The organism is Candidatus Electronema sp. JM, assembly GCF_048287415.1.
In the GTDB taxonomy this organism is placed as follows: domain Bacteria; phylum Desulfobacterota; class Desulfobulbia; order Desulfobulbales; family Desulfobulbaceae; genus Electronema.
The window spans coordinates 87,993-106,734 of the sequence record NZ_JBLWEN010000042.1 but is presented as its reverse complement, the minus strand read 5'-3'; the positions used below and the strand labels follow the sequence as shown (position 1 = coordinate 106,734).

General features: G+C 55.7%; 18 protein-coding genes. 16 read left to right on the top strand and 2 right to left on the bottom strand.

The genetic code is table 11. The features are described from left to right. The first annotated feature begins 176 nt into the window (after positions 1-176). The 10 genes from ACNKH6_RS08830 to radA all read left to right on the top strand — a co-directional run bounded on the left by ACNKH6_RS08830 (position 177) and on the right by radA (position 9,694). Positions 177-1,472, top strand: a complete 1,296-nt coding sequence (locus tag ACNKH6_RS08830) for an HTH domain-containing protein (protein WP_417915189.1) — start codon at positions 177-179, stop codon at positions 1,470-1,472. Beyond that, positions 1,469-1,999 carry a 2-amino-4-hydroxy-6-hydroxymethyldihydropteridine diphosphokinase gene (folK, locus tag ACNKH6_RS08825; protein ID WP_417915188.1) on the top strand — a complete coding sequence of 177 codons (531 nt, stop codon included), beginning with the start codon at positions 1,469-1,471 and terminating at the stop codon, positions 1,997-1,999. The genes ACNKH6_RS08830 and folK overlap by 4 nt, the downstream gene beginning before the upstream one ends. Before the next feature lie 6 nt (positions 2,000-2,005). Then, positions 2,006-2,917, top strand: coding sequence for a ketopantoate reductase family protein (locus ACNKH6_RS08820; protein WP_417915187.1), 912 nt, complete (start codon positions 2,006-2,008; stop codon positions 2,915-2,917). Between the two features lie 75 nt (positions 2,918-2,992). Continuing rightward, positions 2,993-4,024 (top strand): glycoside hydrolase family 3 protein, encoded by a 1,032-nt coding sequence (locus tag ACNKH6_RS08815; RefSeq protein ID WP_417915191.1) that lies wholly within the window; start codon positions 2,993-2,995, stop codon positions 4,022-4,024. Beyond that, complete coding sequence (locus ACNKH6_RS08810) at positions 4,018-4,416, top strand: NINE protein (protein WP_417915186.1); 399 nt, start codon at positions 4,018-4,020, stop codon at positions 4,414-4,416. Before ACNKH6_RS08815 ends, ACNKH6_RS08810 begins: the two co-directional genes overlap by 7 nt. Before the next feature lie 49 nt (positions 4,417-4,465). After that, complete coding sequence (murD, locus tag ACNKH6_RS08805) at positions 4,466-5,836, top strand: UDP-N-acetylmuramoyl-L-alanine--D-glutamate ligase (RefSeq protein WP_417915185.1); 1,371 nt, start codon at positions 4,466-4,468, stop codon at positions 5,834-5,836. After that, positions 5,790-6,845 (top strand): endonuclease I family protein, encoded by a 1,056-nt coding sequence (locus ACNKH6_RS08800; RefSeq protein ID WP_417915184.1) that lies wholly within the window; start codon positions 5,790-5,792, stop codon positions 6,843-6,845. Before murD ends, ACNKH6_RS08800 begins: the two co-directional genes overlap by 47 nt. 36 nt (positions 6,846-6,881) lie before the next feature. Further along, entirely contained in the window at positions 6,882-7,994 is a 1,113-nt protein-coding gene (locus ACNKH6_RS08795) for an EVE domain-containing protein (protein ID WP_417915183.1), read from the top strand. Between the two features lie 12 nt (positions 7,995-8,006). After that, entirely contained in the window at positions 8,007-8,327 is a 321-nt protein-coding gene (locus ACNKH6_RS08790) for an HNH endonuclease (protein WP_417915182.1), read from the top strand. Next, positions 8,324-9,694 (top strand): DNA repair protein RadA, encoded by a 1,371-nt coding sequence (gene radA / locus ACNKH6_RS08785; RefSeq protein WP_417915181.1) that lies wholly within the window; start codon positions 8,324-8,326, stop codon positions 9,692-9,694. The genes ACNKH6_RS08790 and radA overlap by 4 nt, the downstream gene beginning before the upstream one ends. A gap of 12 nt (positions 9,695-9,706) precedes the next feature. On the opposite strand, the gene ACNKH6_RS08780 is transcribed toward radA, so the two are convergent. Continuing rightward, entirely contained in the window at positions 9,707-9,835 is a 129-nt protein-coding gene (locus ACNKH6_RS08780; protein ID WP_417915180.1) for a hypothetical protein, read from the bottom strand. Positions 9,836-10,037: 202 nt separating this feature from the next. Here ACNKH6_RS08780 and purF point away from each other — a divergent pair, with 202 nt between their 5' ends. The 6 genes from purF (at position 10,038) to ACNKH6_RS08750 (ending at position 18,122) form a co-directional block, all read left to right on the top strand. Further along, positions 10,038-11,456 (top strand): amidophosphoribosyltransferase, encoded by a 1,419-nt coding sequence (gene purF, locus ACNKH6_RS08775; protein ID WP_417915179.1) that lies wholly within the window; start codon positions 10,038-10,040, stop codon positions 11,454-11,456. An 85-nt stretch (positions 11,457-11,541) separates the two neighbouring features. Next, positions 11,542-11,733 (top strand): ferredoxin, encoded by a 192-nt coding sequence (locus ACNKH6_RS08770; protein WP_417915178.1) that lies wholly within the window; start codon positions 11,542-11,544, stop codon positions 11,731-11,733. Between the two features lie 97 nt (positions 11,734-11,830). Further along, on the top strand, positions 11,831-13,438 hold the full coding sequence (gene murJ, locus ACNKH6_RS08765; RefSeq protein WP_417915177.1) for a murein biosynthesis integral membrane protein MurJ: 1,608 nt from the start codon (positions 11,831-11,833) through the stop codon (positions 13,436-13,438). Positions 13,439-13,522: 84 nt separating this feature from the next. Then, positions 13,523-13,858 (top strand): hypothetical protein, encoded by a 336-nt coding sequence (locus tag ACNKH6_RS08760; protein ID WP_417915176.1) that lies wholly within the window; start codon positions 13,523-13,525, stop codon positions 13,856-13,858. A 36-nt stretch (positions 13,859-13,894) separates the two neighbouring features. Continuing rightward, positions 13,895-16,690 (top strand): EAL domain-containing protein, encoded by a 2,796-nt coding sequence (locus ACNKH6_RS08755; protein ID WP_417915175.1) that lies wholly within the window; start codon positions 13,895-13,897, stop codon positions 16,688-16,690. Positions 16,691-16,925: 235 nt separating this feature from the next. Further along, complete coding sequence (locus ACNKH6_RS08750; protein WP_417915174.1) at positions 16,926-18,122, top strand: type III PLP-dependent enzyme; 1,197 nt, start codon at positions 16,926-16,928, stop codon at positions 18,120-18,122. Between the two features lie 90 nt (positions 18,123-18,212). On the opposite strand, the gene ACNKH6_RS08745 is transcribed toward ACNKH6_RS08750, so the two are convergent. After that, positions 18,213-18,623, bottom strand: coding sequence for a bacteriohemerythrin (locus ACNKH6_RS08745; RefSeq protein ID WP_417915173.1), 411 nt, complete (start codon positions 18,621-18,623; stop codon positions 18,213-18,215). Between the last annotated feature and the right edge of the window lie 119 nt (positions 18,624-18,742).

Here is an 18,742-nt window from a genome sequence, read left to right as displayed (position 1 = left end):
TGTCATTTTTATGTCCTCTTCGCCAGTTTGCCTTTTTTGGGGCTTAAATTTTAAATTAACAAAGCAAAACAACAAGTAACATAAATTTTAAAATATTGCAACCTAAAATTCGATATAGTGTCTATACAACCAAAAACTGCTATATCCCTGAATGGGATGCGTTCCAATAGGTGAACATGGCTTTCGCAGGCAGTTGCTACTATGCGGAAAGCGTGATAGAATGGCAACCAGATTTGTCGGCAGCAACTTTCCGAAAATACAAAGATATTGCCGACAGCATATTTAATAAAATTGAAACCAGTATCTGGGGCGACCAAATGGCTGTGACATACTCGATTAAATCCCAAGATGGCAGAATTGTCAGCAACTTGTCTGTCGTCGAAATAAAAAGACTTTTTGACGAAGGAAAAATCAACGATCATGACATGATTTCAAAGGATGGCAGCGGGCAGTGGCATCCAGCTTATAGATACAAAGGAGGAAGTCAGAAAAATGATTCCAGTCGGCAAGTGAATAATCAGATCACTCCTGCTTCTGTTTCGCCATCGCCAAGGCCAGAAAGCAATACGCAAGAGACCAAGATGATTGCTGCGGACTCCACGGTGAAAAGCAAGCAAGATGAGGATCCTGCCGCGCTGCCGTGCAGTGAAGAATCAGAAATTCAAACAAGATCATGCGCGAGGGAATCGAAAACAACATGGGTTGAGGCTATCAAAAAAGTTCTGACGTTATCATCCATACCTCTTCATTACAATGAAATAACAGAGAAAATTATATCTGAAGGTCTATGTAAAAATCTTGGAGCAACGCCATCGAACACTGTCAACAGATATATAACATCTTCCATAAGAGACGATGGCGATTTTTCACCATTTATTCGTGCCGGAAGAGGTATTTTTGCCTTAAACTCTAACTTGCTTGACAAACAGTTAGAAATTTCAGAAGAATCTGCTGATGAAGAAGAAACGAAAGAATCGGAAGAACAGTATGAAATTATAACATCATTCGGCATGTTCTGGAGAAAAGAGTTCGTCGAGTGGAATTCAATGCCAAAAATTCTTGGTATGCAGCAGATAGGATCAAAGACTGTTGATTTCTGCAAACAGCTCGGTATCTATCTCCTCTATGACGGCAGGGAGGTCATTTATGTTGGCCGCTCAACGGACAGACCTCTCGGCAGAAGATTGTACGAGCATACCATTGACCGCCTCTCCTCCCGCTGGGATCGTTTTTCGTGGTTCGGACTGCTGCCCGTTTCCGACGACGGACAGATTGGCGTATTGCCAGACAATTACAAAGCGGCAAATCTGATTCCAGCCTTAGAGGCCATCCTGATTGAAGCCCTGGAACCGCGCCAGAACAGAAGGCGTGGCGATGACTTGGCCGCAGTCGAATATCTCCAGAAGGTTGATCCTGAAATTGAAAAGAAGCGAATCAAGGCGACGTTGGATGCAGCCTTGAACAAGCTATGACGACAATACCCTCTTCCTATCTCGCCTGCATCGGCCTTGGCTCCAATCTCGGCCAGCCGCTTCGGCTGCTGCGGGATGCGTGGCGCGCCTTGGCCGAATGCCCGGCCATCATGCCGCTGCGGCTTTCGTCGCCGTACCGCACCAAGCCGGTCGGCATGGACAGCCTGAACTGGTTTGTCAATGCTGCCGGGCTGCTGCGCACTGAGCTGCCGCCGGAGGCGTTGCTGAATGTCCTGCTGGAAATCGAGCAACGGTTCGGCAGAATTCGTTTCCCAGAACGCGCCGGATATCAAGACAGAACCCTTGACCTTGACCTGCTGCTGGCAGAGGAACTGGTGCTGCGGACGGAACGCCTCATCCTGCCGCACCCTTTCCTGCATGAGCGGCTGTTTGCGCTGGCACCACTGGCGGAAATTGCGCCGCAGCTCCGGCATCCGCTGCTGGGCCGGACGGTCGCCGAGCTGCTGACCGAGCTGGAGCAAGAGACTGCGCCGGGTGAGGTCGAACAGACGCGGTGGGAGGACTGACCGGCCATGAAGATCACCATCATTGGTGCGGGAGCGATGGGCTGCCTCTTTGGCGGGCTGCTGGCTGAAGGCGGGCAGGACGTGTGCCTGCTTGATGTTGGAGCGGAGAAGGTCAGGCTGATCAATGCGGAAGGCGTGCATATCCGCAAGGACGGGCAGGAGCGCATCGTCCGGGTGCGGGCCGTTCTTGATCCTGCCGCCATCAGCGCAAGCGAGCTGGCCTTGCTCTGTGTCAAGCACGGCCAAACTAAAGCGGCGGCGCAAGCAGCCGCCAAGTTGTCCGGCTGTCCGGCTGTGCTCACCTTGCAGAACGGCATGGGCAATCCCGAGATCATTGCTGAGGTGGTCAACCCGGAGCGGCTGTTGTGCGGCTGCACGGCGCAAGGAGCCATGCAGCTTGGGCTAGGCCGCATCCAGCATTCGGGCAGCGGCAGTACTTTCATTGGCAAATGGCCGCAAGGCAGCTCGCAGATTGCCGCGCAGATTGCCGCAGTTTTTTCTGCCGCAGGCATTGCTGCGGAAAGCACAACGGACATCATGCCTCTGCTGTGGCGGAAGCTGCTGGTCAATGTCGGCATCAATGCCATAACTGCCCTGACCGGCATCCGCAACGGGGAGCTGCTTGCGCTGGCGGCGACTCGCGAGCTGGTCACAGCCGCCGTGGATGAGGCCATGACTGTGGCCCATGCGCTGGCTGTGCCGCTGCCTGATGATGCGGCGGCCCAAGTTTTTGCTGTGGCGCAGGCTACTGCTGCCAACCGTTCTTCAATGGGCCAAGACGTGGATGCGCGGCGGCCCACCGAAATTGAGGCCATCAACGGCTGGATTGTCCGCCGGGCCGAAGAGCTGGGGCTGGCTGTCCCGGTCAACCGGACGCTGACCGCCTTGGTGAAGACCATCCAGCAGCACTACCGGTGAAAACATCCGTGATTTCTCCGCGCCAACCGGGTATCATGCCTTAATCCGGTACATCCTCTGCCAGCATTTTTGACTATGCACCTCGGCCAGCTCTTTCTTGTCGGTTTTGACGGCTGCACCCTTGACCGCAGCCCGTGGCTCAGTGCCGCGTTGGCGCAAGGCCAGCTCGGCGGGGTGATTCTTTTCGACCGCAATGTGGATGGTTCGGTGCAAAATTTCAGCTCGCCCGCTGAACTCCGCCGCCTGACCGCCGAACTGCGGGACCGAGCAGCAGAACCGCTGCTGATCGCGGTGGATCAGGAAGGCGGCAAGGTGCGGCGACTGAAAGAGCGGGATGGTTTCCCGGCCACGCGCTCTGCTGCTGAACTGGGCAAAGAGCCGCCGGAAAACACGACTGCGCAGGCTGCTGCCGCATTGGCGGCGACCTTGGCGGAACACGGCATCACTTTCAATCTGGCACCGGTCGCTGATCTCAATCTCAATCCCGCCAGCCCGATCATCGCCCGCTGGGAGCGCAGCTTCAGCAGCTCTGCCGAGCAGGCCGCCATCCATTGCCAAGCCTTTATTGAGGCGCACCGCCGCTGCGGCATCGCTTGCTGCCTCAAGCATTTTCCTGGCCACGGCAGCGCACGCGGCGACACCCATCTCGGCTTTGTTGACATCACCCACGACTGGCAGGACATTGAGCTGGAGCCGTATCGTCTGCTGATTGCGGAAGGTTGCGCTGACGCAATTATGACCGCGCATGTGACCCATCGCGGCTTGGAGCCAAACGGCCTGCCCGCCAGCCTGTCACCTGCGATAGTCACTGGCCTGCTGCGGGAGCGGCTGGGCTTCAATGGGCTGATCGTCACTGATGACCTGCAAATGAAGGCCGTCAGCGAGCAGTATGGCTATCGCGAAGCGGTGCAGCGTGCCGTTCTGGCTGGTGCTGATCTGCTGATAGTCGGCAATAACCTGCTCCGCCGCCCGGATGCGCATGCCGAAGGCATGGCGGCAGTTGCGGAGCTGCTGGAGCAGGGCCTGATTGAAGAAGAACGCATCCGCGCCTCGCTGGCCCGGATTGCGGAGCTGAAAGAAAAAATCAATGGAGAGCGGACATGGTGAAACAGGAAACGCACAGCGTGACTATTGGCTACATCCTCTGGATTTTTGGCTTTCTCGGTGTGCATCGCTTCTACTACGGCAAACCGATTTCCGGCACGATCTGGTTTTGCACACTGGGGCTGTGTGGCATTGGCTGGCTGATTGACCTGTTCCTGATTCCGGGCATGGATCGGGAGGCCGACCTTCGGTTCACGCCGGGTGCCAAGGACTATAACACCGCGTGGCTCCTTCTGGTTTTCCTCGGCCTGCTCGGGGCGCACCGCCTGTACATGGGCAAATGGCTGACCGGCATCCTCTGGTTTTTCACATTAGGCCTGTGCGGTTTCGGGTATCTCTATGATCTTTGGACGTTGAACGAGCAGCTCACGGTCATCAATGCGCAGACCGCCTGATTACGATGAGCCAAGGAGGGGATATGAAGAACGCAATTCAGGAAAAACGATGCTTGAACTGAAACCCGGCATGAAAGCTGTCGCTGTTGGCCTTGGCAAATCCGGCTTGGCGGCGGTGCAATATTTGCACAATCTTGGGTTGAAAACCGCTGCCTCGGAATATAAACAGCAGATCACGGCGGAAGAGCAGGCCGTGCTGGCTGAATGCGGCGCGGCAGTGGAACTCGGCGGCCACACGCCGGAATTTTTCGCCGATGCCGATTTGATTGTGGTCAGTCCCGGCGTACCAACGAATCTGCCGGTACTGAACGCCGCTCGCAGCCGGGGCGTGCCAGTGGTCGGCGAGCTGGCCTTGGCTGCCGGGCGTATTTCGGTGCCGGTGCTTGCTGTGACCGGCTCCAACGGCAAAACCACTGTCACCAGCCTGATCGGCCAGCTACTGCGCAGCTCCGGCAAAAAGACCTTTGTCGGCGGCAACATCGGCACACCAGTTTTGGACTGGCTGCGCGAGCCGGACGATGCGAAAGCAGCGGTGCTGGAGCTGTCCAGCTTTCAGCTTGAGATGGCGGGCGCGTTCCGGCCCAATATTGCCCTGCTGCTTAATCTTTCGCCGGATCACATTGACCGGCACGGCAGTTTTGAGAATTACGCCGAGGCCAAACGGCAGATTTTCGCCCGCCAAGGCAAGACTGATATCGCCATTCTTGGCGCGGACGATCCGTTAGTTGCAAGCAAGCCGGTGACAACTGCCGGAGCCGTGCTGTATTTCGGCACGCAGCCAGACTGTCGGGCTAAAATTGAAGGGCAGCAGGTACGGATTGAATCCGGTTTCGGCGCGGACGGCACGGCGGAGTTCTACGATTTGTCCGCCACCAGGCTCAGTTCGCTGGTCAACGCTTATAACGCAGCGGCGGCGATTTTGGCGGCGCGGGCCTTTGGTTGTTCTGTCGAAGGCATCAAGGCAGGTTTGGCAGTCTATCAGCCGCCGCTGCATCGGATGACTCCTGCTGGGGAAATCAACGGGGTTTGTTTCATCAATGATTCCAAGGCGACCAACATCGGCGCAGTGCAAGCGGCTTTGGCTGGCTTTAAGAAAGATGTGGTGCTGATTGCGGGCGGGCGGAACAAAGGCGGTGATTTCGGCGAATTGATTCCGGCTTTTCAGCAGCATGTCAAACAGCTTGTGCTGATCGGCGAGGCAGGGCCGGATTTGGCTGTCGCTGCCGAAGCCGCTGGAATCGGGCATCAATTCGCTGCCGACATGGCCGACGCGGTGTGCAAGGGCCTTGCAGCAGCCAAGCCGGGCGATACTGTGCTCTTAGCTCCGGCCTGCGCCAGTTTTGACATGTTCAATAACTACGAGCATCGGGGGCATGAATTCATGCGCTGCGCCGCCGAACTGGCAGCAGCTTTGCGCTGACACCGCTGCGACGCAGAAGAATTTGCAAGTCGCCGCCGGAACAGGTACTATTTTGCTGAAAAAACAGTCCGATTCAACCATTCATCCGCAGGAGCACAAAATCATCATGGCCGCTCAGAAAAAAAATACCAGCCAGCAGAAGAATTTCATCGTCACTATTGTGATCGTCCTGACTGCCGGAGCATTCATGCTCTTCACCGGCAGTGCTCCCGCATTTCTTAAGGAATACATTCCTGCGCCATTGCAAAATATTTTATATCCTGACAAGAAAAAAAGCAGCAGCAAGGTGCCGGATGTCAAAATCAGTGGACTGCCTGCGACTGAAGGCAACACCAAAATTGACTCCTTTGACAAGTCAAAGACGCTGCTGAAGAAGATGTACGTCTCCGCCCGGCATTTCACAGAGTTCTACTGCGGCAGCACCTATGACGAAGATTTTAATCTCGATCACAGCAAGAGCGGCTTTCATTTTCGCAAGAACGAGGAGCGGGCCAACCGGGTTGAATGGGAGCATATTGTCGCAGCGGAATCCTTCGGCCAGAGTTTTCCTGAATGGCGCGACGGCCACCCGGACTGCGTGGACAGCAAAGGTCAGCCCTACAAAGGCCGCAAATGCGCGGCCAAGGCCAGCAAGCAATTTGAGCTGATGGAGGCGGACATGTACAATCTTGTCCCGGCCATCGGCGAGGTCAATGGCGACCGCAGCAATTACCGTTTCGACATGATTCCGGGCGAAAAGCGCGAGTACGGGAAATGCAACATGGAGATTGAAGGCAGCGTCGCCGAACCGCCGGATGACAAATTTGGCGACATCGCCCGCACCTACATGTACATGGAGGCAGCCTACGGGCGCGGCGTGATTGCGCAGTCAAACATCAAACTCTTCGAGGCATGGAACAAGCTCGATCCGGTGGATAAATGGGAATGCGAACGCTCCCGGCTGATTGAGAAGATTCAGGGCAACAAGAATATGATTCTGGTGAAAGCCTGCAAAGAGGCTGGGTTGTAGTTTTTTGCCCTAAAACAAAAAAGTGCGGTGCTGCAAATGGCATCGCCGTTCTATAAAACAAGCGGAGCGTTCAGCCGTTTTAGGCATTCAACGTCAAGTTTTTCAGAAGAAAAAATGGCCACGTACTTATTGATATGGAATCCTGAGTATTATCCTTGGGATGATATTGCTGATGCGGCTCAGGAGATTAAAAAAAGAGGAGTCTTCTCAGGAGACGGGAGTACAGGATCACGGAAATCCATTCAAAAAGGTGATCGTCTTTTTCTTATTCGTTTAGGGAAAGAGCCAAAAGGCATCATGGCTTCTGGATGGGCTGCATCAGATGTGTATCCTGATACACATTGGAATAATAGTCAGACTCAGAAGGAAGCACTATACGTAGATGTAGATTTTGACAGAATACTTGTTCCTGGGATGGATTGCATAATAAATATTGACCTGCTTGAAAATCATCCTGTTTTAAAGAAAAAATATTGGCATCCGAGAGGGTCTGGGTCAGAGATTCCTGATGACGTGGCGAATGAACTCGAAGAAATTTGGAAGTGGGGTAAAGATAATAATCGCAATAAATCTAAAACATTTGACAGAGAAAACGTTCAGTCGGCTCAGAAGATCGCCGAAGAATTGCTTCCAGATGTTAAATTGAGAGAAAATATTCTGCATTTCTTGTCAGATGCGATTTTTTACGCCAATGAACTGAGATGTGATAATTGGAATATAAATCTTGATAAATATGGAAAATTTATAAGGTTTAATGTTGGCCAAGAATACTGCATAACTATATACAAAAAATATTCATTAGTACTCGTTCTGAAAGAAGTTTTAAATTTCACAGAGGCAGCATCTGTGAAATTTCAAGGGCATCAAGGAAAGAAAAAGATTATTTCCAATAATTTAAGAGAAACTCCCGACTGTCTTGCCAAAATTCCCGACTCTGTCGGCTGTCTTGTTTTGCATGAGCATATTGTTAATATTTTACCTTCCTTAGAAGAATCGAACAGACGTTTTATCGATTATGCGATACGCAACACCAAGATAACTTCGCTGATGAGAAGGACGCATTCCCGTGGATTAACTGCTTATTTGTCACAAGTGTTATCAAGTCGCACCCCTGATCCTGTTTACACTGCAATCGATGATTATTATTGAGAACAGGAGCAAATGGAAAAAGAAGTCAGAAAATTGAGTATTCACGATTTGGAAGAAAAAATAAAAAATGCAAACCGCTGCATTGAATCGTCACGATTACGTGTAACCGTTTTGAAATTTGAAAGAAATCCATATATTGCCGAGTATACAAAAAGAAAAGCGAACGGAATATGCTGCGACTGCAAGCAACCTGCGCCTTTTATCAGCAAATTGACGAATGAGCCTTTCCTTGAAACGCATCATATTGTTCCACTGGCTCAAGGAGGAGCAGACACCATAGAAAACACAGTCGCTCTTTGTCCAAACTGTCACAGGAAGCGGCATTACGGATGAACCGTATGGCTCCAGCTAAACCACAACTTATCTTCCTCTGCGCCAGCTGCGGTCATGAAAGCCGCAAATGGCTGGGCCGCTGTCCGCAGTGCGGCGAATGGGACAGCCTGCGCGAGCAGCAGGCGCAGGCCAAGCCGAAACTGCGCGGCTCGGCGGCGGCAGTTTTTCCGCTCAACGGCGAGGGCGGCGAGGAGGAAAAGCGGCTTGTCACCGGCATCAGCGAGCTGGACCGGACGCTCGGCGGCGGCATTGTGCCCGGCTCTGTCACCTTGATCGGCGGCGATCCGGGCATTGGCAAATCCACGCTCATCCTCCAGCTTTTAGCCGCGCTGGCCCAACAAGATCGCAAGCTGCTCTACGCCAGCGGCGAGGAGTCTGTCCGGCAAATCCGAATGCGGGCCGAGCGACTGGCAGTGCGGAGCGACAGCATTTTTCTTGCCGCCGAGACCTCGGTGCAGGCCATTATCCGGCAGGTGGAGGAGCTGCGCCCTGCCTTTCTCGCCGTGGATTCCATCCAGACCGTGTACAGCGAGGAGGTCGGCTCCGCGCCCGGCTCAGTCACGCAGGTGCGCGAATCTACCTCGCTTTTGGTCAATCTTGCCAAGCGCACGGACATGCCGGTGATCCTCATCGGCCACGTCACCAAGGACGGCAGCATCGCCGGGCCGCGTGTGCTGGAGCACATGGTGGACACCGTGCTTTATTTCGAGGGCGACAGCAGCCAGGTTTTCCGCCTCCTGCGCACGGTCAAGAACCGTTTCGGCTCGACCAATGAAATCGGGGTCTTCGAGATGAAGGAGAGCGGTCTGGCCGAGGTGGACAATCCTTCCGCGCTCTTCCTCGCCGAGCGGCCTGTCAACGTGCCCGGCTCAGTGGTCATGCCCAGCGTCGAGGGCACGCGGCCCATTTTGGTGGAAGTGCAGGCGCTTGTCAGTCCGTCCAGCCTTGGCACGGCGCGGCGCACCGCCATTGGCGCGGACCCGCAGCGGCTGGCCTTGCTCACAGCAGTACTGGAAAAGAAAATCGGCCTCACGCTCTTCAATCATGACATCTTCCTCAACATCGCTGGCGGCATCCGCATTGACGAGCCGGCACTGGATTTGGCGGTGATCGTCGCCCTGCTTTCCAGTTTGTATGAGAAGGTGGTTGATCCGGTCACAGCGGTCTGCGGTGAAGTCGGCCTGGCCGGAGAAATCCGCGCGGTCAGCCAGATGGAGATGCGCCTGCGCGAGGCCCGGCGGCTCGGCTTCAAGACCTTCCTCATGCCGGAATCCAGCCGCCGCCAGCTTGAAGCTGGCTCCGCTGAAGGCATCGTGGCGCATCCTGTCCGCACCGTGCATGAGGTGGTGGAGAAGTTATTTGTGTAAAACGCCATCATTTTACGCTGCGAAGTCAGCGAGGTACCGGGCGTTGCTGCTGCACTCTGTAGCGGCGCATCCAGCAGCTGTCGCCGTGATACCAAGAGCGAGTATCTCCCAAAACGACTTCTTCTTATCCTCATCAGCCATCTTCGCCCATTCCTCCTGCCCAGCAGCTTGACTTTTCTCCTGTATCAGGTCATACTCCAGAATTTTTCTTTAACCGCACCGACACGATGCTGGCCGCTGAAGAACATTCGGCAAATTCAGTCAACAATGTCAGGGCGCAGGCATCTTTCCTGCGCCCTTCAGATTTTCAGGCAGCGGCACAACCTAACCAGAGCGAATGATCATGGAACATCTTGAACGGACTAAGCCCGCCCATGAGTGCGGCATCTGCGGCATTTATGGCCATGAGGACGCGGCCAAGCTGACCTATTTTGGCCTTTACGCCCTCCAGCACCGGGGTCAGGAAAGCGCGGGCATCGCCGCAGGCAACGGCCAGCGCATGGCGTTGCACAAGGCGATGGGCTTGGTGCCGGAAGTTTTTACTGAAACCAGCCTCCAGAAGCTCTCCGGCCATCTCGCCGCCGGGCATGTGCGCTACTCCACCACCGGCGAGTCCTCAATCATCAACACCCAGCCCTTCATGGTCACGCACCAGGGGCTGCAATTTGCGGTTGCTCATAACGGCAATTTGGTCAACTCAATGGAGCTGCGCAACGAGCTGGAGAAGAACGGCTCCATCTTCCAAACCACGATGGACAGCGAAATTTTTATCCATCTGCTCGCCCGCAACATGCACGCCGGAATGGCGGCAGCCATCCGCGAATCCTTCCCCTGCATTCAGGGGGCGTATTCGCTTCTGCTGATGACCCCGGACACCCTGATTGCGGTGCGCGACCCCAACGGCTTCCGCCCGCTCTGCTTGGGCCGCTTGGAGAACGGGGCGCATGTGGTCGCCTCGGAGACTTGCGCCCTTGACCTGATCAACGCCGAGTATGTCCGTGACGTGCAGCCGGGCGAGGTGCTGATCATCAATCAGAACGGGCTGGAGTCGCTCTTCCCGTGGCCTGCCCGCAATCGCAGCTTCTGCATTTTCGAGCAGGTTTATTTCGCCCGCCCGGACAGCGACATTTTTGGCCGCAACGTCTATATGACCCGCAAGCGGATGGGCGAAATTCTGGCCCGCGAGGCGAAAATTGAGGCGGATTTCGTCATGCCCTTCCCGGACTCCGGCAACTACGCGGCCATCGGCTACTCGCAGGCTTCCGGCATTCCGCTGGAAATGGGCATGATCCGCAACCATTACGTGGGCCGCACGTTCATTCAGCCCTCGCAGGCGATGCGTGATTTTTCGGTGCGGGTGAAACTGAATCCGGTCCGCCCGCTGATTGAGGGCAAACGGGTGATTATTGTTGAGGATTCGATCATTCGCGGCACCACCGGCAGAAGCCGGGTGCACGCCCTGCGCAATGCCGGAGCCAAAGAAGTGCATCTGCTGGTCTCCTGCCCGCCGACCATCCACGCCTGCTACTACGGCATTGATTTTCCTTCCTCAAAAGAGCTGATCGCGGCTAAAATTTCCATCGCCGCCATCCGCGATCACATGGAGCTGGATTCACTGACCTACCTCAGCTTAGACGGCCTTGTTGAGGCCACTGGTCTGCAACGCGAGGATTTCTGCCTCGCCTGCTTTGACGGCAGGTATCCAGTCGCGCCGGACAAAGCCTTCACCAAGGACTGTCTGGACGGCTTGTGTTCGGTGTGATGCGCAAAAAAGCACCCTTCAGCTTCAATCGGGGTGCTTTTTTTGGCGCATACGCCCCTTGAGCGGAGCCGAAAGGAGGGAAAAAATGGCCGAAATCATTATTGACAGCTACCGGTGCAGCGGCTGCGGCACCTGCGTGGAAATATGCCCGGAAGTCTTTCACATGAACAGCATGACGGAAAAGGCGGAGCTGATTGCGGCGGCTCCGCTGGTCACGGATGCGGTCTGGCAGGCGGCGGCGTTCTGCCCGGAGAAGTGCATTGAGATGCGGGAATAACAGCATCTGCCGGAACATGATAAGCCGCATTACGTTCCATGCTCCGGCGCAGATCAAGCCATAACCATGCGTTCAGCCCTGGGCGGGCGGAAAAATTATGTCAGAGCAACCAAGCAGTTCAACAGGGAGAATCGCCAAATCCGCCGGTGCGGTCAGCGGGGCGGTGATGTGCAGCCGGGTTCTGGGGCTGGTGCGGGAGCAGGTTTTCGCCCACATGTTCGGCGCGGGCTACGCCTACGACGCTTTTGTCGTCGCCTTCCGCATTCCCAACCTGCTGCGGGATTTGTTCGGCGAGGGCGCACTTTCCGCCGCCTTTGTCACGGTCTTCTCCGATTACGACAGCAACAAGGGCGAGGAGGCGACATGGCGGCTGGCCTCGAATGTGCTGGTCTTTCTGACCATGCTGCTCAGTCTGATTGTCCTGCTCGGCATGGCCTGCGCATTGCCGATAGTCCGCCTGCTCGCGCCGGATTTCGCGGCGGCCGCAGGCAAGACCGAACTGACCGCCCTGATGACCCAGATCATGTTTCCCTTCCTGATCTTGGTCGCGCTGGCAGCGGCAGTGATGGGGATGCTCAACACAAAGGGCAAGTTCTTTGTCCCGGCCATGTCCTCGTCCTTCTTCAATCTTGGCTCGATCATCGGCGGCGTGTCTTTGGCCCTGCTGCTGCCGAAATTCGGCCAGCCCGCGATAGTGGGCATGGCTTGGGGCACACTGCTCGGCGGCCTGCTCCAGCTTGTTGTGCAGCTGCCGGAACTGCGCAAGACTGGCTTCCGCTTCCTGCCGCATCTTGACCTGCGCGACCCTGGTCTGCGCCGCATCCTCTGGCTGATGCTGCCCGCCACCATCGGCCTTTCCGCCACGCAGATCAACGTCTTCGTCAACACCAACTTCGCCGCCTCCTGCATGGAAGGCTCGGTGTCCTGGCTGAACTACGCCTTCCGCCTCGTGCAACTGCCTATCGGCGTGTTCGGCGTGGCCTTCTCCATCGCCGCCATGCCAGTGCTGGCCCGTCATGCCGCGCAGAAAGATTTGCCCGGACTGCGGCAGACCTTCTCCTCCTCCTTAGTCATGGTTTTCAGCCTGACTATTCCGGCCACGGTCGGCCTGATTGCGCTCGCCGGGCCGATCATCCGCCTGATCTTCGAGCACGGCGCCTTCACCGCCGCTGACACCGCCCGCACTGCTGAAGCCCTGATCTGCTACTCCTGCGGCCTCTTCGCCTATTCAGCCGTCAAGATCATGGTGCCGGTCTTTTACGCCCTTAATGACACCAAATATCCGGTGATCAGCTCGTTCATGGCCGTGGCCGTCAATATACTGTTCATCACCTTGACCATAGATATGCTCTCCTTCCGGGCCATCGCCTTGTCCACCTCCTGCTCGATGGTCTTGAATTTCCTCTTCCTTGGCTTTGTCCTGAACCGCAAGCTGGCTGGTTTCGCCCTGAAGCAGCTTGCCATAGGCACGCTGAAGATCATCGTTGCCAGCGCGGTGATGGCCTTCGGCATCATCGGACTGAAGATGCTGCTCAGTTCGATGCTTCAAGGAAGACTTCCCATGCAGCTTGTTAGCGTGGCTCTGCTGATCGGCAGCGCAAGTCTGCTCTACGCCGCCGCCCTGCATTTCCTCAAGCTGCCGGAGTTTGACGAGATCACGGGCAAGCTCCGGCAGCGTTTCGCCAAGCCAAAGCCACGAACCTGATTTTCATCTTGACAGCAGTGCCGCTCTTGCAGAAAATTTACCCAGATGCAAAATACCACTATTCTGCAACCAGGAGGAATTTTGATGAAAAGCAGACATGTTCTCGCAGCGGCATTTGTGACGGCGGCAGTGCTGCTCACTGGACTGAGCACAGCAGAGGCGGAGACCTTTTCCGGCAAAGTGCTGGCCATGACGAAACAAAACAAAGCGACCATGATTGAGATCGCTCCTGAAGGTGCTGGCGGTCAGCCGTCCTACCGCTACACCGTTTCGACGGAGTTTCAGGAAATTGCCGACATGCTGATGAAAGCGATGGAGACGCGAACCGGGGTCACGGTCACCAGCTCAGAAAGCTGCAAGCAGGAAGGCGCGCTGCGGCATTGCGGCAGCATCGTCACCGCAGAGACAGCGGCAAAATAGCCCTTTTTCCAAAAGCATGAACGTAAGGATGCAAGGATGAGCAGAGAGGAGGACAGGCCGGACGCAGGCCGACGTGCGCTATTTTGCATGGCCGCCGTGGCCGCTGCGGTGATTCCTGCGGCGGCAGTGCTGCTGCTGGAATCGCAGGCGGCAGGATGGCGCATGACGCACCCTTCATTGGCCAGCCTGCTGCTTGGCTGGAGCGCGGTGGCGGCAATCCTTTCCTCCTTGTTCATCACGGTCATGCGGCAGACTGACAACGCCGCGCCCTGTTCGGTATGGATTGCCGCCGCGCTGGCTGGCATGGGCGTGCTCGACGGCTGCAACGCCCTCAGCCCGCCGCCGGAAGTCACGCTCTGGCTGCACAGCGCCGCCGCCCTTGTCGGCGGCTTTTTTCTTGCCCTGAGCTTGCTGCCGGACCGGGCCGCGCTCCATCCTGTTTTGGAATGGCTGCCCTGTATTGTTGCCGCCTGCTGCGCCTTGCCCGGCAGCATTTTTCTTGCCGCGCCGGAGCTGATTCCAGCAGAAACAACCGTCCATGCTGTCAGCATCAGCGGCGGTGTGGGCTTTTTCGCCGCTGGACTGCGCTTTGCTTGGAAAGCTCGGCTGGAACCGCTGCTGCTGGCCGGATGCAGCCTGTTCTTGGCCATCGCCGCGTGCTTTTTTCCCTACACTGCCCCGTGGAGCGTGGCGTGGTGGCTCTGGCAACTGCTTCGTCTGGCAGCACTTTTCTTTTTGCTCGCCTTTTTTCTCCGCCGCTGCCGTCACAACATCCGGCAGCTTCGCCGCAGCCGGGATGAGCTGAATGCCGCCCGCAATCAGCTTGTTGATTTAATAGAAAATTCTCCGTCAGCGGTCACACTGAAGGATATTTCAGGCCACTTTGTCTTTGTCAACCGCCGCTTCGAGGAGCTGTTCGGCATCCAAAAAAAAGATGTGGTGGGCAAATGCGCCGCTGACGTGCTGCCCAATCTGACTCGGCAGCTGAAAACAGGAGCAGCTTGGACTGAGACTGTGACAGAATACGAGGAAAGCATTTCCTTGAGCGACGGCACCCGCACATTTCTCACCTCCTGCTTCACGTTGCCGAGCAGCGACTGCGTTGGCTGCATCCAGACCGACATCACCGAGCGGCGCAATTTGGAACAGCGGCTTCTGCTGGATCAGATGATTATTGAAAATGCCGCTGAGGCCGTGGTGGTCACAGATTCAGAGGCCATCATCCTTGATGTCAATGCTGCCTACACCGACATCACCGGCTACAGCCGGGAAGAAGCCGTCGGAAAAAATCCGCGCATCAACAAGTCCGGCCATCACAGCAAAGAATTCTACGAAGAGATGTGGCGGCAGCTCATTGAAAACGGTTCTTGGTCTGGCGAAATTTGGGACCGGCGCAAGAACGGCGAGGTTTTTGAGAAATGGCTGACCATCAGTGCGATCCGAGACAGCAGCAATGTCACGATCAACTATGTTGGAATCTTCAATGACATCACTGAAAAACGGAATGTCGAGCGGAAGCTGAAAAATCTGCTGTTCTACGATCCTCTGACCAAGCTGCCCAATCGCACCCTGTTTCAGGAACGCTTGGAGCAGGCCATGCTCACCAGCCAGCATCACGATATTCCGCTTGCCCTGTTCTGCATAGACCTTGACCGCTTCAAAGATGTGAATGATGCCCTTGGTCACAAAGCAGGCGACGAGCTGCTGGCGCAGGCGGCGAAGCGCATTCGGGGCGGAGTGCGCCAGAGCGATGTCGTGGCTCGGCTCTGCGGCGACGAATTCACTGTGATTCTTTCAGAAGTTAAATTTCGTGAGTCGGTCAGCCATCTTGCCCGGCGGCTGATTCATCTGCTTCAGCAGCCGTTTCATCTTGGCGGCGAGGAAGTCTTCGTTAACGCCAGCATTGGCATCAGCCTGTATCCTGATGACGGCAGAGATGCCGACTCGCTGATCCGCAATGCCGACACCGCCATGCACTTTGCCAAAAAACGCGGACGGGGAGATTTTCAGCATTTCCGGGCGCAGATGAACGAAAAATTGGTGCAGCGGATCAATCTGGAAAAGCAGCTCCATCATGCTTTAGAAGAAGGGCAGTTCGCGCTGTATTATCAGCCGAAATATTCGCTGGCCGAAGCGCGTTTTGTCGGCGCGGAAGCCTTAATCCGCTGGCTGCACCCAGAAGAAGGGGTGATTTCCCCAGCAGAATTCATCCCCATTGCCGAGGAGAGCGGCCTGATCAGCGAGCTTGGCGCATGGAGCCTGCTCACCGCCTGCCGCCAGATGAAAGAATGGGAGCGTCAGGGACTTGGTCCGCTGCGGCTGGCGGTCAATCTGTCTTCCCGGCAGCTCAAGAGCCGTGAGCTGCTGCTGCTGCTGCGCAACACCTTGGCCGAAACCGGCTTTGCTCCAGCTCTGCTGGAGCTGGAAATCACCGAAAGCGCGGTGATGGAAGACCCGGAGCTGGCGGTTGAGCTGCTGCGGGAAATCCAAGGCATCGGTGTCCGCATCGCCATTGACGATTTCGGCACCGGCTATTCCTCGCTGGCCTATTTGAAGAAGTTTCCGGTCAACACCTTGAAAATTGACCAATCGTTTGTCGCTGACCTGACCAAAGATTCTGACGACGAGGCAATTGTTGACTCCATCATCCAGATGGCGCACGGCCTGAATTTGGAGGTGGTGGCGGAAGGCGTGGAGACCGAGGAGCAGCTCAAGTTTTTTCAAGCGCGGAAGTGCCACGAAGTGCAGGGCTACTACTTCAGCAAACCGCTTCCGGCGGAGCAGTTTTTTGAAAAAATCCGCGAAGCGGAGCATAAACAGCTTTCCTCGTAAGAACAGGATGATGCAAAACAGCCCGCCCAAAAAAAACAACACCGAGAAAAAAATATCTGTTGACAGTCCAAAGCAGGCTTGCGGAGCTGCTGATTTTCATTTATTATGTTCGCCTTTTCTTGCTGATAGCCAATCCGTGCAGAATCGCCCCAAGCGAGCAATGGCAGAGCAACTGTCAGGAGCAAGAGAGTTGAGGTTTTTCATCTTCTGCAACCTTTAACTTGAGGGGGGTCTTATGTCCGTTATTCTGCCCAATCTGCCTGCCGCATCCGCTGCCCGCATCTCAGAAATCGTCAGTAAGCTGTCTGAGCGCGAGCAGATCGAAACTGCGGCAGCCCTCCACGGCACGCCGGTGATGCTGCTTGACTGCGAAGTTATCCGCCGTCAGTACCGCGCTCTCCGGCAGGCGCTGCCTGAAGCTGCCGCTCACTTTGCTCTGAAACCGCTGCCCCATCCGGCAGTGGTGAAAACCTTGCTCCAAGAAGGGGCAAATTTTGATCTGGCCACCAACGGCGAGGTGGATTTAGTCCAGAACGTCGGAGTTCCCGGCGAAAAAACTATTCACACCCATCCGATCAAACGGGATTCGGACATTCGTCACGCCCTGCGCTACGGCTGCACGGTTTTTGTGATTGATAACCTGAACGAGCTGGAGAAGTTCATTCCCTATCGGGACGAGGCCGAGCTGCTCATCCGCCTCAGCTTCCGCAACGCTGATGCCTATTCAGATCTGTCGAAGAAGTTTGGATGCAGCCCGGAAGGGGCGTTGGAGCTGATTCAGCAGGCGCATCAGTTTGGTATTCGCATCAAGGGCCTGTCTTTCCATGTTGGCTCGCAGACTGCTGATCCGCAGAAATACGTCACCGCGATTCAAACCTGCGGTGAGGTCTTCCAGCGGGCGACTGCGCTGGGCCTGCCGAAACTGAGCACCTTGGACATAGGCGGCGGCTTCCCGGTGCATTACATTGATCAAGTCTTGGCCATTGAGGAATTCTGCGTGCCGATCCGCGCGGCACTGGCCGAGTTCCCGGAAAGCGTGGACGTGATCTCCGAGCCGGGCCGCTTCATTGTTGCCCCGGCGATCATCTCTGTGGCTTCGGTCATGGGGCAGGCCGAGCGCGACGGCAAGACGTGGTACTATTTGGACGACGGCCTGTACGGCTCCTTCAGCGGCATGATTTATGACCATGCGGTATATCCGGTGCAGGCTCTGAACAACGTCGGCGAGCTGTTCCCCTCAGTGCTGGCCGGGCCGACCTGCGACAGCATTGATGTGATCTCCGAGAACATCATGCTGCCCAAGCTGAAGAACGGTGATTTGGTGATTGGACGGATGATGGGCGCGTACACTGCCGCTTCCGCTTCTGAGTTCAATTTCTTCCCCAAAGCGAAAATCGTCGTGCTCAATGAGCCGACCGATCTCCTGCCGTAATCCTGCCACACTCTGCCGCGCCGTCGTCTGATGAAGATGACGCGGCAGCCGTTCACACAACACACAAATTCCCTTCTGACGGAAGACTGTTCAGCGAATGCCTCCGGCATTCATCTCCGGGGTATATTTTTTGTCGATCCCATAGATATGGTTGATCAGCCAGTCAATGACCGTTTTGGCAATTTTGATCACCACAAAAATAGTTTTTCCCTGATCCACCTCTGCTGCTGCCGCATTGAGCTGATCCGTGAAGATTTTGTGCGCCCATTTATGCGCGGCGATGTCTGAATAGCCAATTGTCTCCATCGCCTTTTCCTCTTCAGCAAGATGGTAGCGGGTATATTCAATCAGATCGCGCAGCACCGGTTCAATCACGTCTGCGCCTCTGCCCAGTTTCATCATCTCGTGGAGCTGATTGGCAATGTCGAAAAGCCGTTTATGGTGATTGTCAAAGCGGGCCACGCCGACGCTGTAGTCGTCTTTCCAGTCATAAAGAGCCATTTTTTCTCCTGCGGGTTTTATTGATCAATTCCGGCAGCCCGTGTCCGCAGGGGTGGTTCGCGAGCCGCCCCTGCATTGAACCACCTCTGCGCTGCGGAAGTGCTGCGCGTCTGTGTATT

What these genes read in the sequence shown, in the direction of transcription:
- ACNKH6_RS08830 (WP_417915189.1), top strand. Translation starts at nt 177, where the DNA reads ATGGCTTTCGCAGGCAGTTGCTACTATGCGGAAAGCGTGATAGAATGG.
- folK (WP_417915188.1), top strand. Translation starts at nt 1,469, where the DNA reads ATGACGACAATACCCTCTTCCTATCTCGCCTGCATCGGCCTTGGCTCC.
- ACNKH6_RS08820 (WP_417915187.1), top strand. Translation starts at nt 2,006, where the DNA reads ATGAAGATCACCATCATTGGTGCGGGAGCGATGGGCTGCCTCTTTGGC.
- ACNKH6_RS08815 (WP_417915191.1), top strand. Translation starts at nt 2,993, where the DNA reads ATGCACCTCGGCCAGCTCTTTCTTGTCGGTTTTGACGGCTGCACCCTT.
- ACNKH6_RS08810 (WP_417915186.1), top strand. Translation starts at nt 4,018, where the DNA reads ATGGTGAAACAGGAAACGCACAGCGTGACTATTGGCTACATCCTCTGG.
- murD (WP_417915185.1), top strand. Translation starts at nt 4,466, where the DNA reads ATGCTTGAACTGAAACCCGGCATGAAAGCTGTCGCTGTTGGCCTTGGC.
- ACNKH6_RS08800 (WP_417915184.1), top strand. Translation starts at nt 5,790, where the DNA reads ATGAATTCATGCGCTGCGCCGCCGAACTGGCAGCAGCTTTGCGCTGAC.
- ACNKH6_RS08795 (WP_417915183.1), top strand. Translation starts at nt 6,882, where the DNA reads ATGGCATCGCCGTTCTATAAAACAAGCGGAGCGTTCAGCCGTTTTAGG.
- ACNKH6_RS08790 (WP_417915182.1), top strand. Translation starts at nt 8,007, where the DNA reads ATGGAAAAAGAAGTCAGAAAATTGAGTATTCACGATTTGGAAGAAAAA.
- radA (WP_417915181.1), top strand. Translation starts at nt 8,324, where the DNA reads ATGAACCGTATGGCTCCAGCTAAACCACAACTTATCTTCCTCTGCGCC.
- ACNKH6_RS08780 (WP_417915180.1), bottom strand. Translation starts at nt 9,835, where the DNA reads ATGGCTGATGAGGATAAGAAGAAGTCGTTTTGGGAGATACTCGCTCTT.
- purF (WP_417915179.1), top strand. Translation starts at nt 10,038, where the DNA reads ATGGAACATCTTGAACGGACTAAGCCCGCCCATGAGTGCGGCATCTGC.
- ACNKH6_RS08770 (WP_417915178.1), top strand. Translation starts at nt 11,542, where the DNA reads ATGGCCGAAATCATTATTGACAGCTACCGGTGCAGCGGCTGCGGCACC.
- murJ (WP_417915177.1), top strand. Translation starts at nt 11,831, where the DNA reads ATGTCAGAGCAACCAAGCAGTTCAACAGGGAGAATCGCCAAATCCGCC.
- ACNKH6_RS08760 (WP_417915176.1), top strand. Translation starts at nt 13,523, where the DNA reads ATGAAAAGCAGACATGTTCTCGCAGCGGCATTTGTGACGGCGGCAGTG.
- ACNKH6_RS08755 (WP_417915175.1), top strand. Translation starts at nt 13,895, where the DNA reads ATGAGCAGAGAGGAGGACAGGCCGGACGCAGGCCGACGTGCGCTATTT.
- ACNKH6_RS08750 (WP_417915174.1), top strand. Translation starts at nt 16,926, where the DNA reads ATGTCCGTTATTCTGCCCAATCTGCCTGCCGCATCCGCTGCCCGCATC.
- ACNKH6_RS08745 (WP_417915173.1), bottom strand. Translation starts at nt 18,623, where the DNA reads ATGGCTCTTTATGACTGGAAAGACGACTACAGCGTCGGCGTGGCCCGC.